General features: G+C 37.8%; 15 protein-coding genes. 9 read left to right on the forward strand and 6 right to left on the reverse strand.

Annotated elements, in window-relative coordinates:
* Positions 1-108 precede the first annotated feature (108 nt).
* Together GILLI_RS15540 and GILLI_RS15545 are read right to left on the reverse strand one after the other, a co-directional pair.
* The gene (locus tag GILLI_RS15540) at positions 109-1,404 is read right to left on the reverse strand and encodes an amidohydrolase (protein WP_006990074.1); all 1,296 of its coding nucleotides are present in this window, start codon (positions 1,402-1,404) and stop codon (positions 109-111) included.
* 40 nt (positions 1,405-1,444) lie between these two features.
* Positions 1,445-1,993: a DsrE family protein gene (locus GILLI_RS15545; protein ID WP_006990075.1), complete on the reverse strand. Its 549-nt coding sequence runs from the start codon at positions 1,991-1,993 to the stop codon at positions 1,445-1,447.
* Between the two features lie 151 nt (positions 1,994-2,144).
* Here GILLI_RS15545 and GILLI_RS15550 point away from each other — a divergent pair, with 151 nt between their 5' ends.
* A complete protein-coding gene (locus GILLI_RS15550; RefSeq protein ID WP_006990076.1) occupies positions 2,145-4,466 on the forward strand; it encodes an ATP-dependent helicase in 2,322 nt (773 codons plus the stop codon).
* A 205-nt stretch (positions 4,467-4,671) separates the two neighbouring features.
* Positions 4,672-5,292 carry an L-threonylcarbamoyladenylate synthase gene (locus GILLI_RS15555; RefSeq protein WP_006990077.1) on the forward strand — a complete coding sequence of 207 codons (621 nt, stop codon included), beginning with the start codon at positions 4,672-4,674 and terminating at the stop codon, positions 5,290-5,292.
* Positions 5,293-5,392: 100 nt separating this feature from the next.
* On the opposite strand, the gene GILLI_RS15560 is transcribed toward GILLI_RS15555, so the two are convergent.
* From GILLI_RS15560 to GILLI_RS15570, 3 genes are all read right to left on the reverse strand, one after another.
* Positions 5,393-6,226 (reverse strand): OmpA/MotB family protein, encoded by an 834-nt coding sequence (locus GILLI_RS15560; RefSeq protein WP_006990078.1) that lies wholly within the window; start codon positions 6,224-6,226, stop codon positions 5,393-5,395.
* 82 nt (positions 6,227-6,308) lie between these two features.
* Complete coding sequence (locus GILLI_RS15565; RefSeq protein WP_006990079.1) at positions 6,309-7,301, reverse strand: glycosyltransferase family 2 protein; 993 nt, start codon at positions 7,299-7,301, stop codon at positions 6,309-6,311.
* A gap of 81 nt (positions 7,302-7,382) precedes the next feature.
* Positions 7,383-7,832 carry a type I restriction enzyme HsdR N-terminal domain-containing protein gene (locus GILLI_RS15570; RefSeq protein WP_006990080.1) on the reverse strand — a complete coding sequence of 150 codons (450 nt, stop codon included), beginning with the start codon at positions 7,830-7,832 and terminating at the stop codon, positions 7,383-7,385.
* A gap of 134 nt (positions 7,833-7,966) precedes the next feature.
* On the opposite strand from GILLI_RS15570, the gene holA reads away from it, so the two are divergent.
* The 7 genes from holA (at position 7,967) to GILLI_RS15605 (ending at position 15,354) form a co-directional block, all read left to right on the forward strand.
* A complete protein-coding gene (gene holA, locus GILLI_RS15575) occupies positions 7,967-8,971 on the forward strand; it encodes a DNA polymerase III subunit delta (protein WP_006990081.1) in 1,005 nt (334 codons plus the stop codon).
* Position 8,972: 1 nt separating this feature from the next.
* On the forward strand, positions 8,973-9,875 hold the full coding sequence (locus GILLI_RS15580) for a 1,4-dihydroxy-2-naphthoate polyprenyltransferase (RefSeq protein WP_006990082.1): 903 nt from the start codon (positions 8,973-8,975) through the stop codon (positions 9,873-9,875).
* Between the two features lie 85 nt (positions 9,876-9,960).
* Positions 9,961-10,641: a metal-dependent hydrolase gene (locus GILLI_RS15585; RefSeq protein ID WP_006990083.1), complete on the forward strand. Its 681-nt coding sequence runs from the start codon at positions 9,961-9,963 to the stop codon at positions 10,639-10,641.
* 60 nt (positions 10,642-10,701) lie between these two features.
* Positions 10,702-11,736 (forward strand): o-succinylbenzoate synthase, encoded by a 1,035-nt coding sequence (locus GILLI_RS15590; RefSeq protein WP_006990084.1) that lies wholly within the window; start codon positions 10,702-10,704, stop codon positions 11,734-11,736.
* Positions 11,737-11,746: 10 nt separating this feature from the next.
* Positions 11,747-12,682, forward strand: coding sequence for a CPBP family intramembrane glutamic endopeptidase (locus tag GILLI_RS15595; protein WP_006990085.1), 936 nt, complete (start codon positions 11,747-11,749; stop codon positions 12,680-12,682).
* Between the two features lie 72 nt (positions 12,683-12,754).
* Positions 12,755-13,849, forward strand: a complete 1,095-nt coding sequence (locus GILLI_RS15600) for an AMP-binding protein (protein ID WP_006990086.1) — start codon at positions 12,755-12,757, stop codon at positions 13,847-13,849.
* A 188-nt stretch (positions 13,850-14,037) separates the two neighbouring features.
* A complete protein-coding gene (locus GILLI_RS15605) occupies positions 14,038-15,354 on the forward strand; it encodes a M24 family metallopeptidase (RefSeq protein ID WP_040506702.1) in 1,317 nt (438 codons plus the stop codon).
* A gap of 287 nt (positions 15,355-15,641) precedes the next feature.
* On the opposite strand, the gene GILLI_RS17785 is transcribed toward GILLI_RS15605, so the two are convergent.
* Positions 15,642-18,677, reverse strand: a complete 3,036-nt coding sequence (locus tag GILLI_RS17785; RefSeq protein ID WP_006990088.1) for a cation-translocating P-type ATPase — start codon at positions 18,675-18,677, stop codon at positions 15,642-15,644.
* Between the last annotated feature and the right edge of the window lie 30 nt (positions 18,678-18,707).

Genomic DNA, 18,707 nt, shown 5'->3' on the forward strand with positions numbered 1-18,707 from the left:
ATTGCTGAAATTTTTAAAAAGCAAATATAAGATCTAAATACAAAGTATTTGTTGAATAGTACAGGGAACTAATTTTTTTTTAGCTCCCCGTTTAGAATAAATAATCGCTTATAAATTCAAATAATCCAGCGCGATTTGAGACATTACCTTTACTCCAAGCAACATTCCGCTTTCATCTATAAAAAAATCGGGGGTATGATGCGGTGCAGCTTCCGAAGTTCCTAAGGGCTGGCCTCCCAAAAAGAAGTAAAACCCTGGAATTTCTTCCTGAAAAAAGGAAAAATCTTCTCCTCCTGTTGTGGCTTTCACCAATTCCACTTTTTCCGGTCCTGCAACCTTTTGAAGCGTAGGCAGCATTTTAGCGGTTAGTTCCGGATCATTAAAAGTAATCGCGGTGTTGTTTTGAATCTCAATTGTTGCTGTTCCGCCAAATGCTTCGGCAATAGCAGGAACCATTTCCCTCATTCTCCGAAGGATCATTTCCTTCATATCCGGGTCCAGAGTACGCACTGTTCCAATCATTTCAGCCGTTTCAGGAATTATATTGAACCGGACACCGCTTGTTATTTTTCCTACAGTGATCACTGCTGCCGCATCTACCAGTCTGGATTCCCGACTGATTATGGTTTGTAAGCCGTCGATAATTTTCGCAGAAATTAGAATAGGATCTACGCCACTCCAGGGTGCCGATCCATGAGTTTGCTTTCCTTTAACATTTATTACGAAACGCTCTACAGCTGCCATAGTGCCTTCCGGCTTATAACGAATAGTTCCGACCGGTGTTCCGGAATTGATGTGTAACCCAAAAATTGCGTCTACATCCGGGTTTTTTAACACCCCTTCCTTGATCATTACCGATGCTCCACCTTCTTCCCCTGGAGGCGGACCTTCTTCTGCCGGTTGAAAAATAAATTTCACCGTTCCATTGATCTTGTCTTTGTTTTTTGAAAGGATCTCTGCAACGCCCATTAAAATAGCCGTGTGAGTATCGTGGCCACAGGCGTGCATTACACCGGTTTTGGTCCCAAGAAATTCGGTTTCTACCGTGGATTTGAAAGGAAGATCATTTCTTTCAGTCACCGGCAAAGCATCTATATCGGCTCTTAAAGCGACTACTTTCCCCGGATTATCACCTTTTAAAACTCCAACAACCCCGGTAATAGCAACTCCGGTTTGAACTTCCATGCCCAAACTTTTAAGATGCGCTGCTATTTTTTCAGCGGTTTTAAACTCGCGGTTAGATAATTCAGGGTTTTGGTGAAAATCCCTTCGCCATTCTATTACTTTTTGTTCCAGGTCTTCTGCTGCCAGACTTATTTCAGGATCTATTTGCTGTGCGTTTAGCGTGAAGCAAAAAAGAGTGGTTAAAAAAGTAGCGACTAAAGTTGATAATTTATTTTTCATCTGTAGATATTTTTTTTGGTGTTTATTGTAAGATATAATCTTATAGCCGGATAAGCCTGTATCCGTCATTTTGAAGCTGGATCAATGCCGTCATCGCAGATAGTGAAATCTTTGCTTCCGGTATCCTTCTTTCTTCTGAAATATTTCTGGCTTTAGAGGTTTGTCCGCACAAAATAATTTCAACTCCATGATCGCTTAAAGCCTCAAAAAGAGCAATATTTGGATTGTCTGTATTATAAAGCTCGTTGTAGAATTGATTTTTGAGGAGCGTTTGCGCAGCCCCACCGTGCATTACAACGTAGACATCCATCGTATTTAAAGGTTTTCCGGCTTCGGCATGCATATTTAAAAACCTGGCTATGGCTTCCACATATTTGTTGAGTTGGGAAGGATCTTCAGAAGCCTTGGTGATGTCAAAAACAACTTTATATTCTTCGGAAAGTGAAGTTTTATAATCCGGGTTTTCAATAGGATAGGTTGGTCCAAAATTGGAAATTGGTTTCTCTATGGCAACCTGGTCCTGAGCAAAACTTTCGGAAAAAATAAAAAGGATACTCAGGGAAAACAAGAGTTGAAGATTTTTGATCATAAATGCTTAAATTAAAATGAAGAAGCTAAAAGTATTTAAAATATCGGTAGTGGCATAATTTAAGATTCGTTTGTTTAAAAGTAACCTTGATTGAGGTTTTCAGTTAAGGGGTTTTTTGGTTAAATTCACAGCTTAAAACAAAGAAGAAATATTGGAATCTTATTTAGCAGAATTAAATGATGCTCAACGGGCACCTGTTCTTCAAAAAGACGGTGCGATGATTGTGATAGCGGGGGCGGGCTCCGGGAAAACCAGGGTGCTTACTTACAGGATTGCCTATTTGATGAGCAAAGGGGTAGATCCTTTTAACATCCTCTCACTCACCTTTACCAACAAAGCGGCAAAGGAAATGAAGAAACGTATTTCCCAGATAGTGGGAAGCAGCGAGGCTAAGAACCTATGGATGGGTACGTTTCACTCCATATTTGCTAAAATGTTGCGTTTTGAGGCAGATAAATTGGGATATCCATCAAATTTCACCATTTATGATACGCAGGATTCCCAGCGACTTATTTCGGCTATTATCAAGGAAATGGGGCTCGATAAGGATATTTATAAATATAAACAGGTGTATTCCAGGATCTCGTCCTATAAAAACAGCCTTATCACGGTAAAAGCTTATTTCCAGAACCCCGAACTAAAGGAAGCCGATGCGATGTCTAAAAAACCTCGTTTAGGGGATATCTATAAAAATTATGTAGACCGCTGTTTTAAAGCTGGTGCGATGGATTTTGATGATTTGTTGCTGAAAACAAACGAACTTTTAAACCGGTTCCCGGAAGTGCTTCAGAAATATCAAAATCGCTTCAGGTATATTCTCGTGGATGAGTACCAGGATACCAATCATTCCCAATATTTGATTGTAAAAGCACTTTCAGATAAATTTCAAAATATATGTGTGGTAGGTGATGATGCACAAAGTATTTATGCCTTTCGTGGCGCGAACATCAATAACATTTTGAATTTTCAGAAAGATTATGACAATGTTCAACTTTACAGACTGGAACAAAATTACCGTTCTACAAAGAACATCGTGAATGCCGCCAACTCCATCATAGAAAAAAATAAAACCAAACTGGAAAAAGTGGTATGGACTGCAAATGAAGACGGGCCAAAGATCATTGTAAACCGTTTATTAACCGATGGGGAAGAAGGCAGGTTTGTGGCGAGTTCAATTTTTGAGAACAAGATGCAAAATCAGTTGGATAATGGGAGTTTTGCTATTTTATACCGAACTAATGCCCAAAGCCGGGCGATGGAAGATGCCTTGAGAAAGCGCGAAATCCCTTATAGGATCTACGGCGGACTTTCATTTTACCAGCGTAAGGAGATAAAGGATGTACTTTCATATTTGCGATTACTTATAAATCCCAATGACGAAGCGGCTTTGAAAAGGGTGATTAATTATCCCGCCCGTGGAATAGGGCAAACCACCATCGATAAGCTTACCATTGCTGCAAATACCTATGGAAAATCTATCTTCGAGGTCATTGAAAATTTAGATCATATAGATTTAAAGGTAAATTCCGGAACCAGGAACAAGCTTACAAATTTCGTGAATATGATTAAGAGCTTTAGCATTTTGAACGAAAATGCCGATGCTTTTACAGTAGCCGATACGGTTGCAAAAAAAACAGGACTTGTTCAGGATTTGAAGAAAGATGGAACTCCGGAAGGGGTCGCCAAAATTGAAAATATTGAAGAGTTGCTGAATGGAATTCGGGATTTTGTAGAAGGGCAGAAAGAACTGGCTGATGCTACAGGGTCGTTAGCCGAATTCCTGGAAGATGTAGCGCTTGCCACCGATATGGATAAGGAAACCGGGGATGATCACGTGGCCCTTATGACCATTCACCTGGCTAAGGGACTTGAATTTCCCTACGTATATATTGTTGGGATGGAAGAAGACTTATTCCCTTCCGGAATGAGTATGAACACCAGAAGTGAACTGGAAGAGGAACGACGACTTTTTTATGTTGCACTAACCCGGGCTGAGAAACAGGCTTATCTTACCTATACCCAATCGCGCTACCGCTGGGGGAAATTGGTGGATGCAGAACCCAGCCGTTTTATAGATGAAATTGAAGGAAAGTTCCTGGATTATATGATACCGCAGGACGATTATAAGTACAAACCATTGATAGATACCGATATTTTTGGGGATGTAGACAAAAGCAAATTACGGCAAACTAAACCCACAGCCGGATCCCCACCACCAGCTCATAAGCCAAGTGAAGAGCAACTTCGGAAACTTAGAAAGTTAAGACCAGCTTTAGATCACACAGGACAGGCATCTATTAAAGATGTGGTGAAGCTTGAAGAAGGTAATGAAGTGGAGCATATTCGTTTCGGAAAAGGGAAGGTCCTCAAAATTGATGGAATAGGACAGGATAAAAAGGCAGAGATCAATTTTGAAAATGGCGGCATCAAAAAGTTGTTGCTCCGGTTTGCAAAGCTAAAGTTACTTTCATAATTTTTTTGAGTTAGGTTAGTAGATTTATCCGGTGCATTTATATTTTATCGTCGAGTAAATTTTTTCTTATCTCGTCACCCATAATAAACGCTGGAATTTTACAGCATATTAGTTTTTTACCTTCTCTGGATAATTTTTTATTCATTTTTAAAGGTAAAAACTTTAAAAATTTGTAAATTCTCTTAGTTTTAAAAATAAGACAGCTATGGCAGAATTAATACGTATTTACGAAGAAAACCCAAATCCAAAAGATATTAAAAAAGTAGTGGATGTACTGCGTAAAGGCGGTTTGGTGATCTATCCAACCGATACCGTTTATGGGCTGGGTTGTGATATTACAAATACTTCAGCATTGGAGCGCATAGCTCTAATAAAACAAGTGAAACTGGATAAAGCAAATTTCTCATTTATATGTGAAGATCTCAGCAATCTTTCAGATTATGTAAAACAAATAGACACACAAACTTTTAAGATCTTAAAACGAAATCTTCCCGGGCCGTATACCTTTATATTACCTGGAAATAATAATTTGCCTAATGTTTTCAAAAAGAAAAAAACAGTCGGAATCAGGGTGCCCGATAATAATATTTGCAGGGCAATCGTTCGTGAACTCGGAAACCCGATAGTTTCTACCTCGATACGCGATGAAGATGAAGTGATTGAATACACCACAGATCCGGAACTGATTCATGAAAAATGGGATAAATTGGTGGATATAGTTATTGATGGTGGTTATGGAGATAATATTCCTTCCACTGTGATAGACCTTACAAATGCCCAGCCTGAAGTATTGAGAGAAGGAAAAGGAAGTATAGAGATTATTTAATTGAGTGTAACAGATTGTTCATTCACTTGAAATATTAATTTGAAATAATAAAAAAAGCCCCGCAACGCGAGGCTTTTTAGTTATATATGTTTTTTGCTAATTATTTAGCGTCTCCCATACCTTCTTCAATCAAACTGTAGAACTGATCTAATTTTGGTAAGATTACAATTCTTGTCCTTCTGTTTTTAGCACGACCTTCCGCATCTGCATTGGTTGCAAGTGGAATATAGTAACTTCTTCCAGCGGCAGTCATTCTTTCCGGTGGTACACCAAATTCGTTTTGAAGTATTCTCACAACTGAAGTTGCACGTTTCACGCTCAAATCCCAGTTATCTTCAATCACAGCAGTTTTTATAGCCTGATCATCTGTATGACCTTCAACCATAAATTCAATTTCCGGTCTGTTTTTTACAACAGTAGCAACTTTACCAAGTACTTCTTTAGCACGGTTGGTAACGTTCCAACGACCACTGTCAAATAACATTTTATCTGAAATGGATACATACACAACACCTTTTTCAACATTAATTTGGATGTCTTCATCGCTCATGTTTCCAAGAACACCTTTAAGACTAGTTACCAAAGCAAGAGTTACAGAATCCTTTTTAGTGATTGCATCCTGCATACGCTGAATCTTCAAATCTTTTTCTTTAATACTTTCCAAAGATTTTTCAAGATTTTGAGCTTCTTTCACTGAAAGAGTCGCTAAGTCTCCTACATTATTAAGCAACGCAGCATTTTGATTGTTTAAAGTGTTGATTTGTTGTCCCAACCTGTCTTTTTCGTCTAAACAAGAATTCAGTTTAACTGTAGCAGTGTTTAATTGATCCTGAGTTTCTCTTTGTTGAGTTTCCAGTTCTGCGTATTTCTTCTGTGAAACACAAGAAGAAAGAAGAAGCGCTGCGGATGCTGTTAAAAGCAAAATTTTCTTCATAATGGTGATTTTTTTTTAAAAGTTAGATTTTCCCAAAGTTATCAAAACTAGTGCCAATTCCCTAGTTTTTTAAATGAAAACATTACATCTCTGAGAATTTTTTTATTCCCAGAAAATAATGACTGCAAACAACGGAAAATTTTGAAAAAGCGCCGAATTTCACAGGAACTTTTTTTCTCTTTTTAATAAACACCGGGAACATCTTATAAAAGCTCATATGAGCATTTAAAATCGCAAAAAAATGTTTTCCCCTGCCTTCAATTAAAAATTTTATAGCTGCGATCCCATCCAGAATCATCCGTAGCGGAAGTATCCATAAGAGTTGAGAAACGGGAAGATTTTTAAGCAAATTATATAAGCTGTTCCTAAAATTATAAAAGGTTTTCCTGGGGTTCATATGGTTTAAGGTTGCCCCACCCACATGATATACTACAGAATTCGGCGTGTATTTTACCGCAAACCCAAAGTTATGCATACGCCAACAAACATCTATTTCTTCCTGGTGTGCAAAATAATCTTCATCGAGTCCTCCTATTTTAAAAAAAGCGCTGCTCTTAATTGCAAGGCACGCGCCGCTAGCCCAAAAAATATCAATTTCATCGTCATACTGGCCTTCATCTTTTTCCAGGCTGTTAAAAATTCTTCCCCGGCAATAAGGATACCCCAGCTTATCCAGAAAACCACCAGCAGCACCGGCATATTCAAAATATTCGGGGTTTTTAAAATCCAGGATTTTGGGTTGAGCCGCTCCCAGATTTTCAATCTTTTGGAATAGGTCTATAATTGGGGGAAGCCAGTGAGGAGTTACCTGTACATCACTGTTAAGCAATATAAATAGTTCTTCTTCAAGGCCGGAAAGTGCATCATTATAGCCCTTTGAATAGCCTCCGTTTATTTTATTCTGAATGATCTTTACCTCCGGGAAATTTTCTTTTACGAAGACAACCGAATTATCCGTAGAAGCATTATCGGCAACATACACCGTGGCTTCAGGAGAAAACTCAACCACAGAAGTTAAAAACTGTTTTAAGAGTTCAATTCCATTCCAGTTTAAAATCACAACAGCTATGGTCATTAAAGGGGATTTTTTTAATCGTGTTCAAAAGTAATCAGAAAATTTCAAGGATGCCAGATGCAATACGGCTTATTCCATTTTCTAAAGATTCAAATATTCCGGAAGATCCTGAAGAAAATGATACTTTTCCTCTGCATAATCCAACCTGCAATAATAATGCTCCAATCCATTGGTAACCATTAGATAGGTGGCATCTAAGCTCATATTATATCGGGCAATTTGATCAAAAGTAGTTTGGGAGATCTTTATTGATGGGGCTTTACATTCTACTATCAGCTGGATTTCTCCATTTGGTTTATAGACCACCACATCGTACCGCTTGGTCATTTTGCCTAATTTCAGCTGTTTTTCAACATTTATATGACTTTTTGGATACTGTTTCACCTTCATGAGAAATTGAACCGTATGGAGTCGAACCCATTCTTCAGGAGTGAGAATTACAAACTTTTTTCGAATTTCATCAAATACCGCCGTTTTATTTTCGCTATTTTTGAATCGAAATGAATAGTCGGGGAAATTCAATTTTTGCATAATTCAAAATAACAAAATATAAAAGTTAACTCCTGATTCTAATCAAATTAATTTCTTGTAGAGACCTATGGAAATTAAGAAATCAAAGAAGCTGTTTAGCTATGAATTTAAAAGTTTAAACTATTTAAGCCATTATGGAAGAAGCTATACAAATAGTTAAAAAAATAAAAAACGGAGAAATACACCCCATTTATTTCCTGATGGGGGAAGAACCTTATTATATCGATAAGATCTCAGATTATATCGAAGATAATTTATTGGCTGAGGAAGAAAAAGGCTTTAACCAAATGGTGCTTTATGGAAGGGACACCAGTATAGATGAGGTTGTGAGCAATGCCAAACGCTATCCTATGATGGCAGAGCGACAGCTTGTAATTATAAAAGAGGCCCAGGATCTTTCACGTAGTATTGAAAAACTGGAGTCTTATGCAGAGAATCCCCAGCCTACCAGTGTTCTTGTATTTTGCTACAAATACAAAAAAATAGATAAGCGAAAGAAACTATATAAAACCATCGCAAAAACTGGGGTTATCTTTGAGAGTAAAAGATTATATGAAAATCAAATAGCGGGTTGGATCCAAAAAACCCTTAAATCACGGGATTATAGCATTTCTCCTAAAGCTGCCCAAATGCTGGTAGAATTTTTGGGTGTAGATCTTGGAAAGATAGATAATGAGCTTCAAAAACTTCAATTAATCACCCCCAAAGGAACCCTGATTTCTCCCGAACTAATTGAGGAGAATATAGGGATAAGCAAGGATTTCAATAACTTTGAACTCAGGAAAGCTATAGGGATGAAAGATGAAGTAAAAGCTCATCAAATAATCAATTATTTTTCCCAGAATCCAAAGGATAATCCAATGGTGGTTACAATTACCTTATTGTTCTCCTTTTTTTCTCAAATATTACAATATCATGGGCTAACAGATCAGTCTAAAACCAATATTGCAAAAGTTTTAAAAGTGAATCCTTATTTTGTGAGTGATTATGTGGTTGCAGCAAGAAACTATCCCATGAAAAAAGTGAGTGGGATTATAGGTTTTTTGAGGGAGGCCGATGTTAAAGGAAAAGGAGTAGGAGCTGCCAATGTTGGCCAGGGAGACTTATTGAAGGAACTGCTTGTAAAAATAATGCGTTAATATGGGAAATTTTAGTTCATGGATTAATGCTGCCCGCTTAAGGACCTTACCGCTTTCAATTTCCGGAATTATAGTGGGAACAACTATCGCAGTTCAACAGGGATATTTTAATATTGTGATCTTTAGTTTGGCACTTTGTACTACCCTGGGACTTCAGATACTTTCTAATTTGGCCAACGATTATGGCGATGGCGTGAAAGGAACCGATAATGAAAATAGGATTGGTCCTGCAAGAGCTATTCAAAGCGGATTGATCTCTGCTAAAGAAATGAAGCAGGGGATTTGGATTACCGCAATCGCCACAATGATCCTTGCTGTGCTGCTGATTTATGTCGCTTTTGGGAATGAAAATTTCATTCCAGCACTTGTGTTTTTCGCATTGGGTTTAGCTGCCATAATAGCCGCTATTAAATATACCGTAGGAGAGAATGCTTATGGATACAGGGGATTAGGAGATGTTTTTGTTTTCTTGTTTTTTGGTCTTGTAGCTGTATATGGCTCTTATTTTTTATATACGCTGGAATTTAACTGGCTTGTGCTACTGCCAGCTTTTGCTATAGGCTTTTTAAGCGCAGGAGTTTTAAACCTAAACAATATGCGTGACCGCGAATCGGATACCAAATCTGGTAAAAATACCCTGGTGGTCAAAATGGGAGCAGGTCGTTCAAAAAATTATCATTATTCTTTAATTATTGCTGCAAGTTTTTGTTTGGTGATATTTTCGGTTTTTACAGCTAATTCATGGAGTGATTTTCTTTATTTAATTGGATTTATTCCGCTTTTTCTTCATTTAAAAAGAGTGGTTGAAAATGAAAACCCAATGCTTTTGGATCCTGAGCTTAAAATACTTGCACTCACCACATTTTTTATTTCAATATTATTTGGATTAGGTCTTATTATATAACGGCTTGTTTTGAAATAATTTTCGCAGGTTTATTGATATTTCAGCTTTCAATGCCTATTTTAGTTTAAATCTTAAAAACAGAATTATGAAAATCACTTTTTACGGACATAGCTCATTCGGAATACAAATAGGCGACACTCATTTAATTGTAGATCCATTTATTTCGGGAAACGAAAAATCCAAAGAAAAGATTGACATACACGAATTGAAGGCAGATTATATTCTATTAACGCACGCGCATCAGGACCATATTCTGGATGCTGAAGAAATCGCCAAAAATACGGGAGCAATTATCGTAAGTAATTTTGAAATCGCCACGCATTATGAAAATAAGGGATTCGAAGTACATCCCATGAACCACGGAGGGAGTTGGGATTTTGAATTTGGGAAGCTCAAATATGTGAATGCTATTCATACAAGCTCTTTTCCTGATGGATCCTATGGTGGACAGCCCGGAGGGTTTGTGATTGAAAGTGAGCATAAAAATATTTATATAGCCGGAGATACTGCGCTTACCATGGATATGAAACTTATTCCTATGTCAACAAAACTGGATCTCGCAATTTTACCAGTAGGAGATAATTTCACGATGGGTATAGAAGATGCAATTTATGCCAGTGATTTCATTGAATGTGATAAGATTATAGGCTGTCATTACGATACGTTTGGATATATAGAAATAGATCACGAGGAGGCAAAGCGGAAATTCTATGAAAAGAACAAGGATTTGATGCTTCTGGATATTGGGGAGAGTATTGAATTGTAAATATTTTAAGTATCAGCTTTTCCAAACTTTTAAACTTTAGAAGGTTAATAACGCGATTAAATGAAGGCAAACTACCTGCACTATTTTTTAAATTTTAAACGCCCCAGTGGAACTTCCCGGGGCGTTCTTACTACAAAGGAAACCTGGTTTCTTGTCCTGGAAAATGAAGGAAAAAAGGGTATTGGGGAATGCGGACTTTTACGATCTCTTAGTATCGATGACAGGCCGGATTATGAAGAAAAACTGAAATGGGTTTGCGAAAATATAGCATTGGGACCCGAAATGCTTTGGAACCAACTTTTGGAATTTCCATCCATTCAGTTTGGAGTGGAAATGGCATTTAAATCTCTGGAAGCAAAGAATAAATTTATTCTATTTCCTTCTGAATTTACCGAGGGTAAGTCTGCAATACCAATTAACGGATTAGTTTGGATGGGAGATAAAGCTTTTATGAAAGAGCAAATTTCAGAAAAAATCAAGGCTGGCTTCCGTTGTATAAAATTAAAGATTGGTGCGATCGATTTTCAAACCGAACTGGATCTTCTTAAATATATCCGGACTGAATTTTCTTCAAAAGAAATAGAACTCAGGGTAGATGCCAATGGAGCTTTTTCCTTTCTGGAAGCGATGGAAAAACTTAAAAAACTCAGCGAATATGAAATTCATAGTATCGAGCAACCCATAAAACAAGGTCAATGGGAACAAATGGCCGATTTATGCAGCAAAACACCCATTCCTATCGCATTGGATGAAGAATTGATAGGAGTGAGTACTGTAACTAAAAAGCAGGAATTGCTACAAATAATCAAACCGCAATTTGCGATATTTAAACCCAGTTTAATTGGAGGTTTTATGGGTACTCAGGAATGGGTGGACCTGGTGGAGCAAAATTCAATAGGTTGGTGGGTAACAAGTGCATTGGAAAGCAATGTAGGATTGAATGCCATCAGCCAATGGATTTTTTCAAAAAAATCTCTTTTGCCCCAGGGATTAGGAACCGGAGGATTGTATACAAATAATATCGAAAGTCCTCTGGTAGTGAAAAATGGGGAATTAAGATACGATCCAGAAAGATCATGGAATTTTAAATTATAAAGTAAAATATATGTTTATTCAACAGGCTTTTAAGTATCAAAGTGATTTCTGGCGGTATATAATTGGGGTGGCAATAGTCCTTGTTTTTATAATAGCGGGACAATTGCCTCTTGGACTCGCGATATTTTTGGAAGGAGGTTTTGAAATAGCAGGAATGGAACAGGATGAAATGTTGCAATTACTGGATTCAAATCTTAATCTATTCTTGATTTTGCTCTCCTTTGCGTTTGGACTGGCAGGGGTATTTCTGGCAGCAAAAGTGCTGCATAATCAGCCTATCATAGCCTTAACAACCACCCGAAAGAAAATCGATTGGGGAAGGTTCTTTTTTGGATTTGGCCTGGTGGCGATATTTTCGGTTGTTGTAACGCTGGGAGATTATTTCGCCAATCCCGAAGATTATTTTTTCAATTTTAAACCCGGCCCATTTTTTATTATGTTCATCATTGCAATTATAATGATCCCTCTTCAAACCAGTTTTGAGGAGTATTTCTTTCGTGGTTATTTGATGCAGGGGGTGGGTACTTTGTTTAGAAACAGGTGGGTGCCTTTAATCCTTACCTCGGTAGTTTTTGGAGGGCTTCATTTCTTTAATCCTGAAGTTACAAAACTGGGAAATATTATTATGATTTATTATATAGGTACAGGTTTTATGCTGGGGATTATGACCTTAATGGATGAAGGCCTGGAACTCGCTCTTGGATTTCATGCAGGAAATAACCTTATCACTGCCGTTTTAGTAACTGCAGACTGGACTGCTTTTCAAACAAATTCTTTATTAAAGGATATTTCCGATCCTTCTATGGGTTGGGATGTGCTTATCCCGGTATTGATTGTCTACCCGGGTTTCTTATTTATTATGTCTAAAAAATACGGCTGGAGCAACTGGAAAGGTAAATTATTCGGGAAAGTGGAAAAACCTGAAGTGTTAAAATCTTCTGAATGAAATGTAAAACTCGGGAGTGTTTTGTTAAATTTAAGAATTCTTAGTAAGAACCTTCTTTAAGTTCAAAAAAATATGAACGAAAAACATACAATTCCTGAAACTCATCCTTATTTTAAACTTAATAAAAATCATTATTCTAATTCCGATTTAAGACAGGTTGCATATAACTTCATAAAAGAAGGAGAACCCTATGAAGGCGCCATTGGGGATTTCCTTTTGGACTGGCTGAAGCCATCTGATTTTATCGAGGTAAAAACTTCTGGTTCTACGGGAACTCCAAAAAAAGTCAAACTCTTAAAAGAGCATATGATAAATTCAGCCATGGCAACGGGTAAATTTTTTGAACTTCCTGAAAAATCTACTGCGTTACATTGTTTACCGGCAGAATTTATAGCGGGAAAGATGATGTTGGTGCGGGCGATGGTTTTAGGTTGGGAAATAGATTTGGTTACTCCGGCTTCAAACCCCTTAGATCAGGTTTTCAAAACCTATGATTTCTGCGCGATGACCCCTTTTCAACTTGATAATTCCATTGGCAGGTTACATTTAATAAAAAAGTTGATTGTAGGAGGGGGGGCTGTTTCGCCTTCGCTCCAAAAAATGGTGCAAGGCCTTAAAACCAAGGTGTACGAAACATTTGGAATGACAGAAACCGTTTCTCACATTGCTGCAAAAAGGCTTAACCCGGGAAAGAAAAAATCGAAACCAAATGCTTTTAAAGTGCTTCCGGAGATTTCCATCTCTATTGATAAAAGAGGCTGTCTTGTTGTTAAAGCCCCAAAAGTAGCCAGCGATATACTAGTTACCAACGACGTTGTGGAGATTTTGACCTATAAAAAGTTTATTTGGAAAGGGAGGTACGATAATGTTATAAATTCCGGTGGCATAAAATTATACCCGGAAGAGATCGAGCGGAAGTTGAATAAGATCATTCCCCGAAGGTTTTTTGTAACCGGAATGCCGGATGATGCATTGGGAGAAAAACTGCTTTTATTTGTTGAGGCCGATTTTTCTGAAGAATTGCTGAATGAACTTCAGAATGAAATAAAGTCTCTGAAGTCGCTTGATAAGTATGAAATTCCAAAGAAAATTTATCTGGTTCAAAAATTCGAAGAAACACCAAATGGAAAAATCCACAGGGAAAACACATTGAAAAGCAAAATTTAATCCTATCAGAAACTTTTATTAACGTATGCCCGCCCGTCCTATTCAGTCGGGATTTCATTGAAAGTGCGGCTGTGACATTCCTCGTGGGCTTGCCCGAAATGAATTTCATTCAGGCGGGCTTGCCCATACCGTTCGGGCGGACTTGCTTAGAATTAAAATTAAAAACTCAAATTATAATGACCCATAATATGTTCAGATTCTTTGTTATTTTTTTCTTTTTCGGAATAGCAGTCAATGCCCAAATATTATCTGAAAAGGATCGCGCCGGTCTTGAAGATGAGATACTGGAAGACCGTTTTACCAATCTTTTACCAAAGTTGATGGACAGGACCGGTTTGGATATGTGGGTTCTAATCTCCAGGGAATACAATGAAGATCCTGTGTTGAAGACCATGCTGCCGGCAACCTGGCTTAATGCCCGAAGGAGAACCATCCTGGTGTTTTACAGGGACAAGCAAAAAGATACTTTAGAACGCCTTGCTGTTGCCAGATATAACATTGGAGATAATATTGCTTCCGCCTGGGATCCCGAATCTCAACCGGACCAGTGGAAGGCCCTTTTAGAAATTATCGAAGAAAAAAACCCAAATAAGATCGCACTTAACTATTCCCTGGATTTTGCTTTAGCAGACGGGATTGTGAAAACAGATTATGAGTCTTTTCTTAATATTTTACCTGAAGAATTAAAGGCTAAAGTGGTTTCTGCAGAAGAACTGGCTATTGGTTGGATTGAGACCCGTACTGCAAAGGAAATGAAACTTTATGAAGATCTGGTTGCTTTAACTCATGAGATTATTGCGGAAGCTTTTAGTGAAAACACAATTGTTCCGGGAGAAACCACTTCAAAGGAAATTGTTTGGTGGCTTCGCCAGAAAGTAACCAATCTTGGTCTGGAGACCTGGTTTCATCCTACTGTTGATATTCAGAGACAGGAAGAAGCTTTAAAAGATCATATTGAAGCCTTTTCTTCTGGATACGAAGATGAGGTAATACGCCCCGGGGATCTCCTGCATTGTGACTTTGGGATAACCTATTTAAAACTGAATACCGATTGCCAGCAGCACGCTTATGTTTTAAAACCCGGGGAGGCAGAGGCTCCTGAATTTTTAAGTCAGGCATTGAGCAAAGGAAACAAATTACAGGATATTCTTACAGCTAATTTTAAAACCGGATTTTCTGGAAATGAAATTCTTTTAGCTTCCTTAAACCAGGCTAAAGAAGAAGGTCTTAGGCCTTCTATTTATACACATCCTTTGGGATTATACGGTCATTCTGCGGGTCCTACCATAGGAATGTGGGATTCCCAGGGTGGTGTTCCGGGAACAGGAGATTATAAACTTTATCCAAATACGGTCTATGCCATTGAACTGAATACCACCGTCAATATTCCTGAATGGGGTAAAGATATTCGCATCATGTTGGAAGAAGCAGGTTTTTGGGGAGAAGATGGCTTCCGTTATGTTAATGGCAGGCAAAAGAAACTACTACTTATTCCATCAAAATAAATTTACTTCATTTTCTTATTTTTCCTCTTTGGCTTTTCCCTGAGAAGAGAGATGATTTAATCCTTCAAATAGGTTTTAATTCCCCCAAGGTTCTTGATTATAATAGAATGTTATGACTTATATAAATTTATTGACCAGATAATTACGAGTTGCAGTTTATGAGGCAAATGACGGAATAATTACCACTTTTGCCATAGTCTCCCTTGTTGAAGGAGGTAATTTGGGATCTACTACCATCCTTGCAGTGTCATTTGCAATGGTTTCAAAAATTCATCCGTTTCACCTATTTAATAGTTTTTTCTGAAAATTTTTATAAGCTGAATTATTATTAAAGGCAGTAAACTTGTAATAATTATAAGTCCCCAAATCCTTAATTCAAGTTGCTGAAATGAAAGAATTCCGGAAATTCCGGGAATAAAATAGGCTGCAATTAGTACCGTGAAACAAAATGCGAGTGCCATCCAGATATATTTATTACGGGTGACCTGATTATTAAAAATATTTTCTTCAGTTTCTCTCATATTAAAAACATGAAGTAATTGAGCAATTGCAAGGCTGAAAAAGGCAACATTATTCGTTATTTCCTTAGGTTGATCCCACACAAAGTGGGCAAATAAATAAGCCCCTGTAATACAAATGGTCAAAATTACTCCGTATAAAACTATCTGGATCCAGTTCTTTTTGGTTAAAATAGGTTCATCAGGATCTTTTGGTGGTTTTTTCATAATTCCCGGATCACCTTTTCCTATACCCAATGCCAGGGCAGGAAAAACATCCGACAATAAATTAAGGAAGAGGAGTTGTAGCGGAAGTAAAGGCAAAGTAAAGAGGGTGAAACTAATTAATGCGATTATAAGAATTTCACTAAGGTGATAGGATAATTGATAAACTATAAATTTCCGAATATTCCCAAAAATAATTCGCCCCTGTTCAATAGCCACAACTATAGAGCTGAAGGAATCATCTTTAAGAACCATATCCGATACCTCCTGAGCCACCTGGGTTCCCCGTTTTCCCATTGCAATCCCTACGTTGGCCCTTTTAAGGGCAGGGGCATCGTTTATTCCATCCCCGGTCATTCCTACTATTTCCCCATTTCTTTGAAAATATTTAATGATGATCAATTTCTGGGAAGGGTCAACCCGGGAAAATATTTTGGTATTGATTATTTTGGAATCATCTTCTTTATCCAATTCCGCCTGAAGATCTTTTCCGGAAAGAACCGCATTTCCAGTTTTTTCCTCAAGATCGTAGATCCCAACCTCTTTTCCAACATTTTTAGCCGTTCCGGGATGGTCCCCGGTAACCATAATAACCTTTATTCCTGCATCCTTACAGATATTGATCGCATTGGAAACTTCTTTTCGGGGAGGATCAATAAAACCTATTAAGCCGACAAAATTCAGCCCGCGGATAAAATCATTCTCTTCTTTTTCTTCCGGAAGAGTATCGATATTCTTATATGAAAACGCTAAAACCCGCAATCCTTCTTCAGATAATTCTTCGTTTTTTTTGTGCCAGTAATCTTTGTCTTCATCCGTTAGTTCCTTCAGTTCATTATCGACCAAAATCTTGCTTGAACGTTCAAGAATGGCGTGCGCCGCACCTTTTCCGGCCACATAAAAACCTTCATTTTCCTTATAAACAGCACCCATTATCATCGAATCTGAATCAAATGGATCATGTAATTCCCTTTTTAATTTTCGGTTTTTCCTGTATAGATCCTGATCAAACTTTTTAGCAAAATTTAGTAAAGCGATCTCCAGGGGATCTCCTTCTCCTTTTCCGCTTTTTCCTTCCCCATCATCATCTTCCTGCTCCTCATTTTGCTCTTGGTCTATATCACTTTCGCCCTTTTTCCTCCTTTTCTCATGCTCCCTCTTTTCCTTATCTGTATTTAAACTTCCAGATTTGTGGATCTTTATCCTGTTTTTATCTGCTGAAGCATCCAAATCAACATCTTGTTTGTCCTTTTCTGCATTTTCTTTTTTAGCTTCAATTTCCACTTTGTCTTGTGCGACATTCAGATTTACGTCTACTTCTTTATTTTTACCACTCTCGTCATTTGTGTGTTCAACTTCTTTTTCCCCCGATACATCTCTTTTTTCCTCTTTATCTATGAGATTTTCCTCTCCTTCTAAACTCGCATCATTTGCCAGTACTGATATTTTGAAGATCTGAAGAAAGTTTTCGTTCTTCTTTGGTTCATGTTCTTCTTGTAAATTGGGTTTAGCGTCTTTCCATTGGGCATTCATTCTTACATCTCCGGGAAAATATAAAGTGTTTACCGTTAGCTGATTTTTTGTAAGGGTTCCGGTTTTGTCGGTGAAAATGATCGTGGTTTCCCCAAGGGTTTCTACCGCTTCCAGTTTTTTTACAATAACATTCTTTTTAGCCAGGCGCAACATCCCTCTTGCCAGGGCTATACTGGCTACTATGGGCAAACCTTCGGGAATGGCGGCAATTGTCCAGGCAATAGAGGTTTGAATAAGTAGGTAGAGCTCTTTTCCTGCTATCCAGCCAAACATCAGGAAGGCAACTGCAAGCCCTATAGTTACGAAGATTAGATTTTTGGTGAGTTTATTTAATTTTTGATTTAGTGGGATCTCGTCTTTTTTCTCTTCCCCTACCATTGCTGAAATGCTACCTAATTCTGTTTGCATACCCGTTGCGTATACCACAGCTTTTGATGTGCCGCCGCTAACGGCTGTTCCCTTATAAATAATATTTGTGCGATCGGCTACACTTTTTTCTTCTTTTAAAACCTCTGGAGATTTAATTGTTGGCACCGATTCCCCTGTTAAAGGGGATTCATCAATTTGCAATTCTGTGGCTTCTAGTATTCTCGCGTCTGCCGGAATAAGATCGCCGGATTCCACAATTAAAATATCTCCGGGTACTAGCTTTTCGGCATCTATTCTTTGTTTTTTACCGTTGCGAATTACCCTGGCTTGTATTTTATCTAATTTCTTTAGGGATTTCATAGATTTCTGGGCGTTATATTCCATCCAAAAACCTATAATTGTATTTATTATAAGAACAACTACAATAGCGATTCCCTCGGCAATATCATTAAAAGAGAAGGCTAATACAGCTGCAGCAGTTAAAAGGTAAATTATTGGATTATTGATTTGGGAAAAAAGTATTCGCCAAATACTTTTTTGGGATTGTTCCTCAAGAATATTCGGGCCATATTTTTTGAACTTTTTCTCAACCTCTTTATCGGAAAGGCCTTTTTCAGTATCTGCAGAGAGTTCTTTAAGGACCTCTTCTATAGATTTTAGAGAGGCATTTTTAATTATTTCCTTCGATCCGTTTTTCATATCCCTGAATGATTTCCTTGAAAAAGATGC

The sequence above is a fragment of the Gillisia limnaea DSM 15749 genome (genome assembly GCF_000243235.1).
In the GTDB taxonomy this organism is placed as follows: Bacteria; Bacteroidota; Bacteroidia; order Flavobacteriales; family Flavobacteriaceae; genus Gillisia; species Gillisia limnaea.

What these genes read in the sequence shown, in the direction of transcription:
- GILLI_RS15560 (WP_006990078.1), bottom strand. Translation starts at nt 6,226, where the DNA reads ATGAAGAAAATTTTGCTTTTAACAGCATCCGCAGCGCTTCTTCTTTCT.
- GILLI_RS15605 (WP_040506702.1), top strand. Translation starts at nt 14,038, where the DNA reads ATGTTCAGATTCTTTGTTATTTTTTTCTTTTTCGGAATAGCAGTCAAT.
- GILLI_RS15580 (WP_006990082.1), top strand. Translation starts at nt 8,973, where the DNA reads ATGGGAAATTTTAGTTCATGGATTAATGCTGCCCGCTTAAGGACCTTA.
- GILLI_RS15570 (WP_006990080.1), bottom strand. Translation starts at nt 7,832, where the DNA reads ATGCAAAAATTGAATTTCCCCGACTATTCATTTCGATTCAAAAATAGC.
- GILLI_RS15590 (WP_006990084.1), top strand. Translation starts at nt 10,702, where the DNA reads ATGAAGGCAAACTACCTGCACTATTTTTTAAATTTTAAACGCCCCAGT.
- GILLI_RS15540 (WP_006990074.1), bottom strand. Translation starts at nt 1,404, where the DNA reads ATGAAAAATAAATTATCAACTTTAGTCGCTACTTTTTTAACCACTCTT.
- GILLI_RS15545 (WP_006990075.1), bottom strand. Translation starts at nt 1,993, where the DNA reads ATGATCAAAAATCTTCAACTCTTGTTTTCCCTGAGTATCCTTTTTATT.
- GILLI_RS15600 (WP_006990086.1), top strand. Translation starts at nt 12,755, where the DNA reads ATGAACGAAAAACATACAATTCCTGAAACTCATCCTTATTTTAAACTT.
- GILLI_RS15595 (WP_006990085.1), top strand. Translation starts at nt 11,747, where the DNA reads ATGTTTATTCAACAGGCTTTTAAGTATCAAAGTGATTTCTGGCGGTAT.
- GILLI_RS17785 (WP_006990088.1), bottom strand. Translation starts at nt 18,677, where the DNA reads ATGAAAAACGGATCGAAGGAAATAATTAAAAATGCCTCTCTAAAATCT.
- GILLI_RS15565 (WP_006990079.1), bottom strand. Translation starts at nt 7,301, where the DNA reads ATGACCATAGCTGTTGTGATTTTAAACTGGAATGGAATTGAACTCTTA.
- holA (WP_006990081.1), top strand. Translation starts at nt 7,967, where the DNA reads ATGGAAGAAGCTATACAAATAGTTAAAAAAATAAAAAACGGAGAAATA.
- GILLI_RS15585 (WP_006990083.1), top strand. Translation starts at nt 9,961, where the DNA reads ATGAAAATCACTTTTTACGGACATAGCTCATTCGGAATACAAATAGGC.
- GILLI_RS15555 (WP_006990077.1), top strand. Translation starts at nt 4,672, where the DNA reads ATGGCAGAATTAATACGTATTTACGAAGAAAACCCAAATCCAAAAGAT.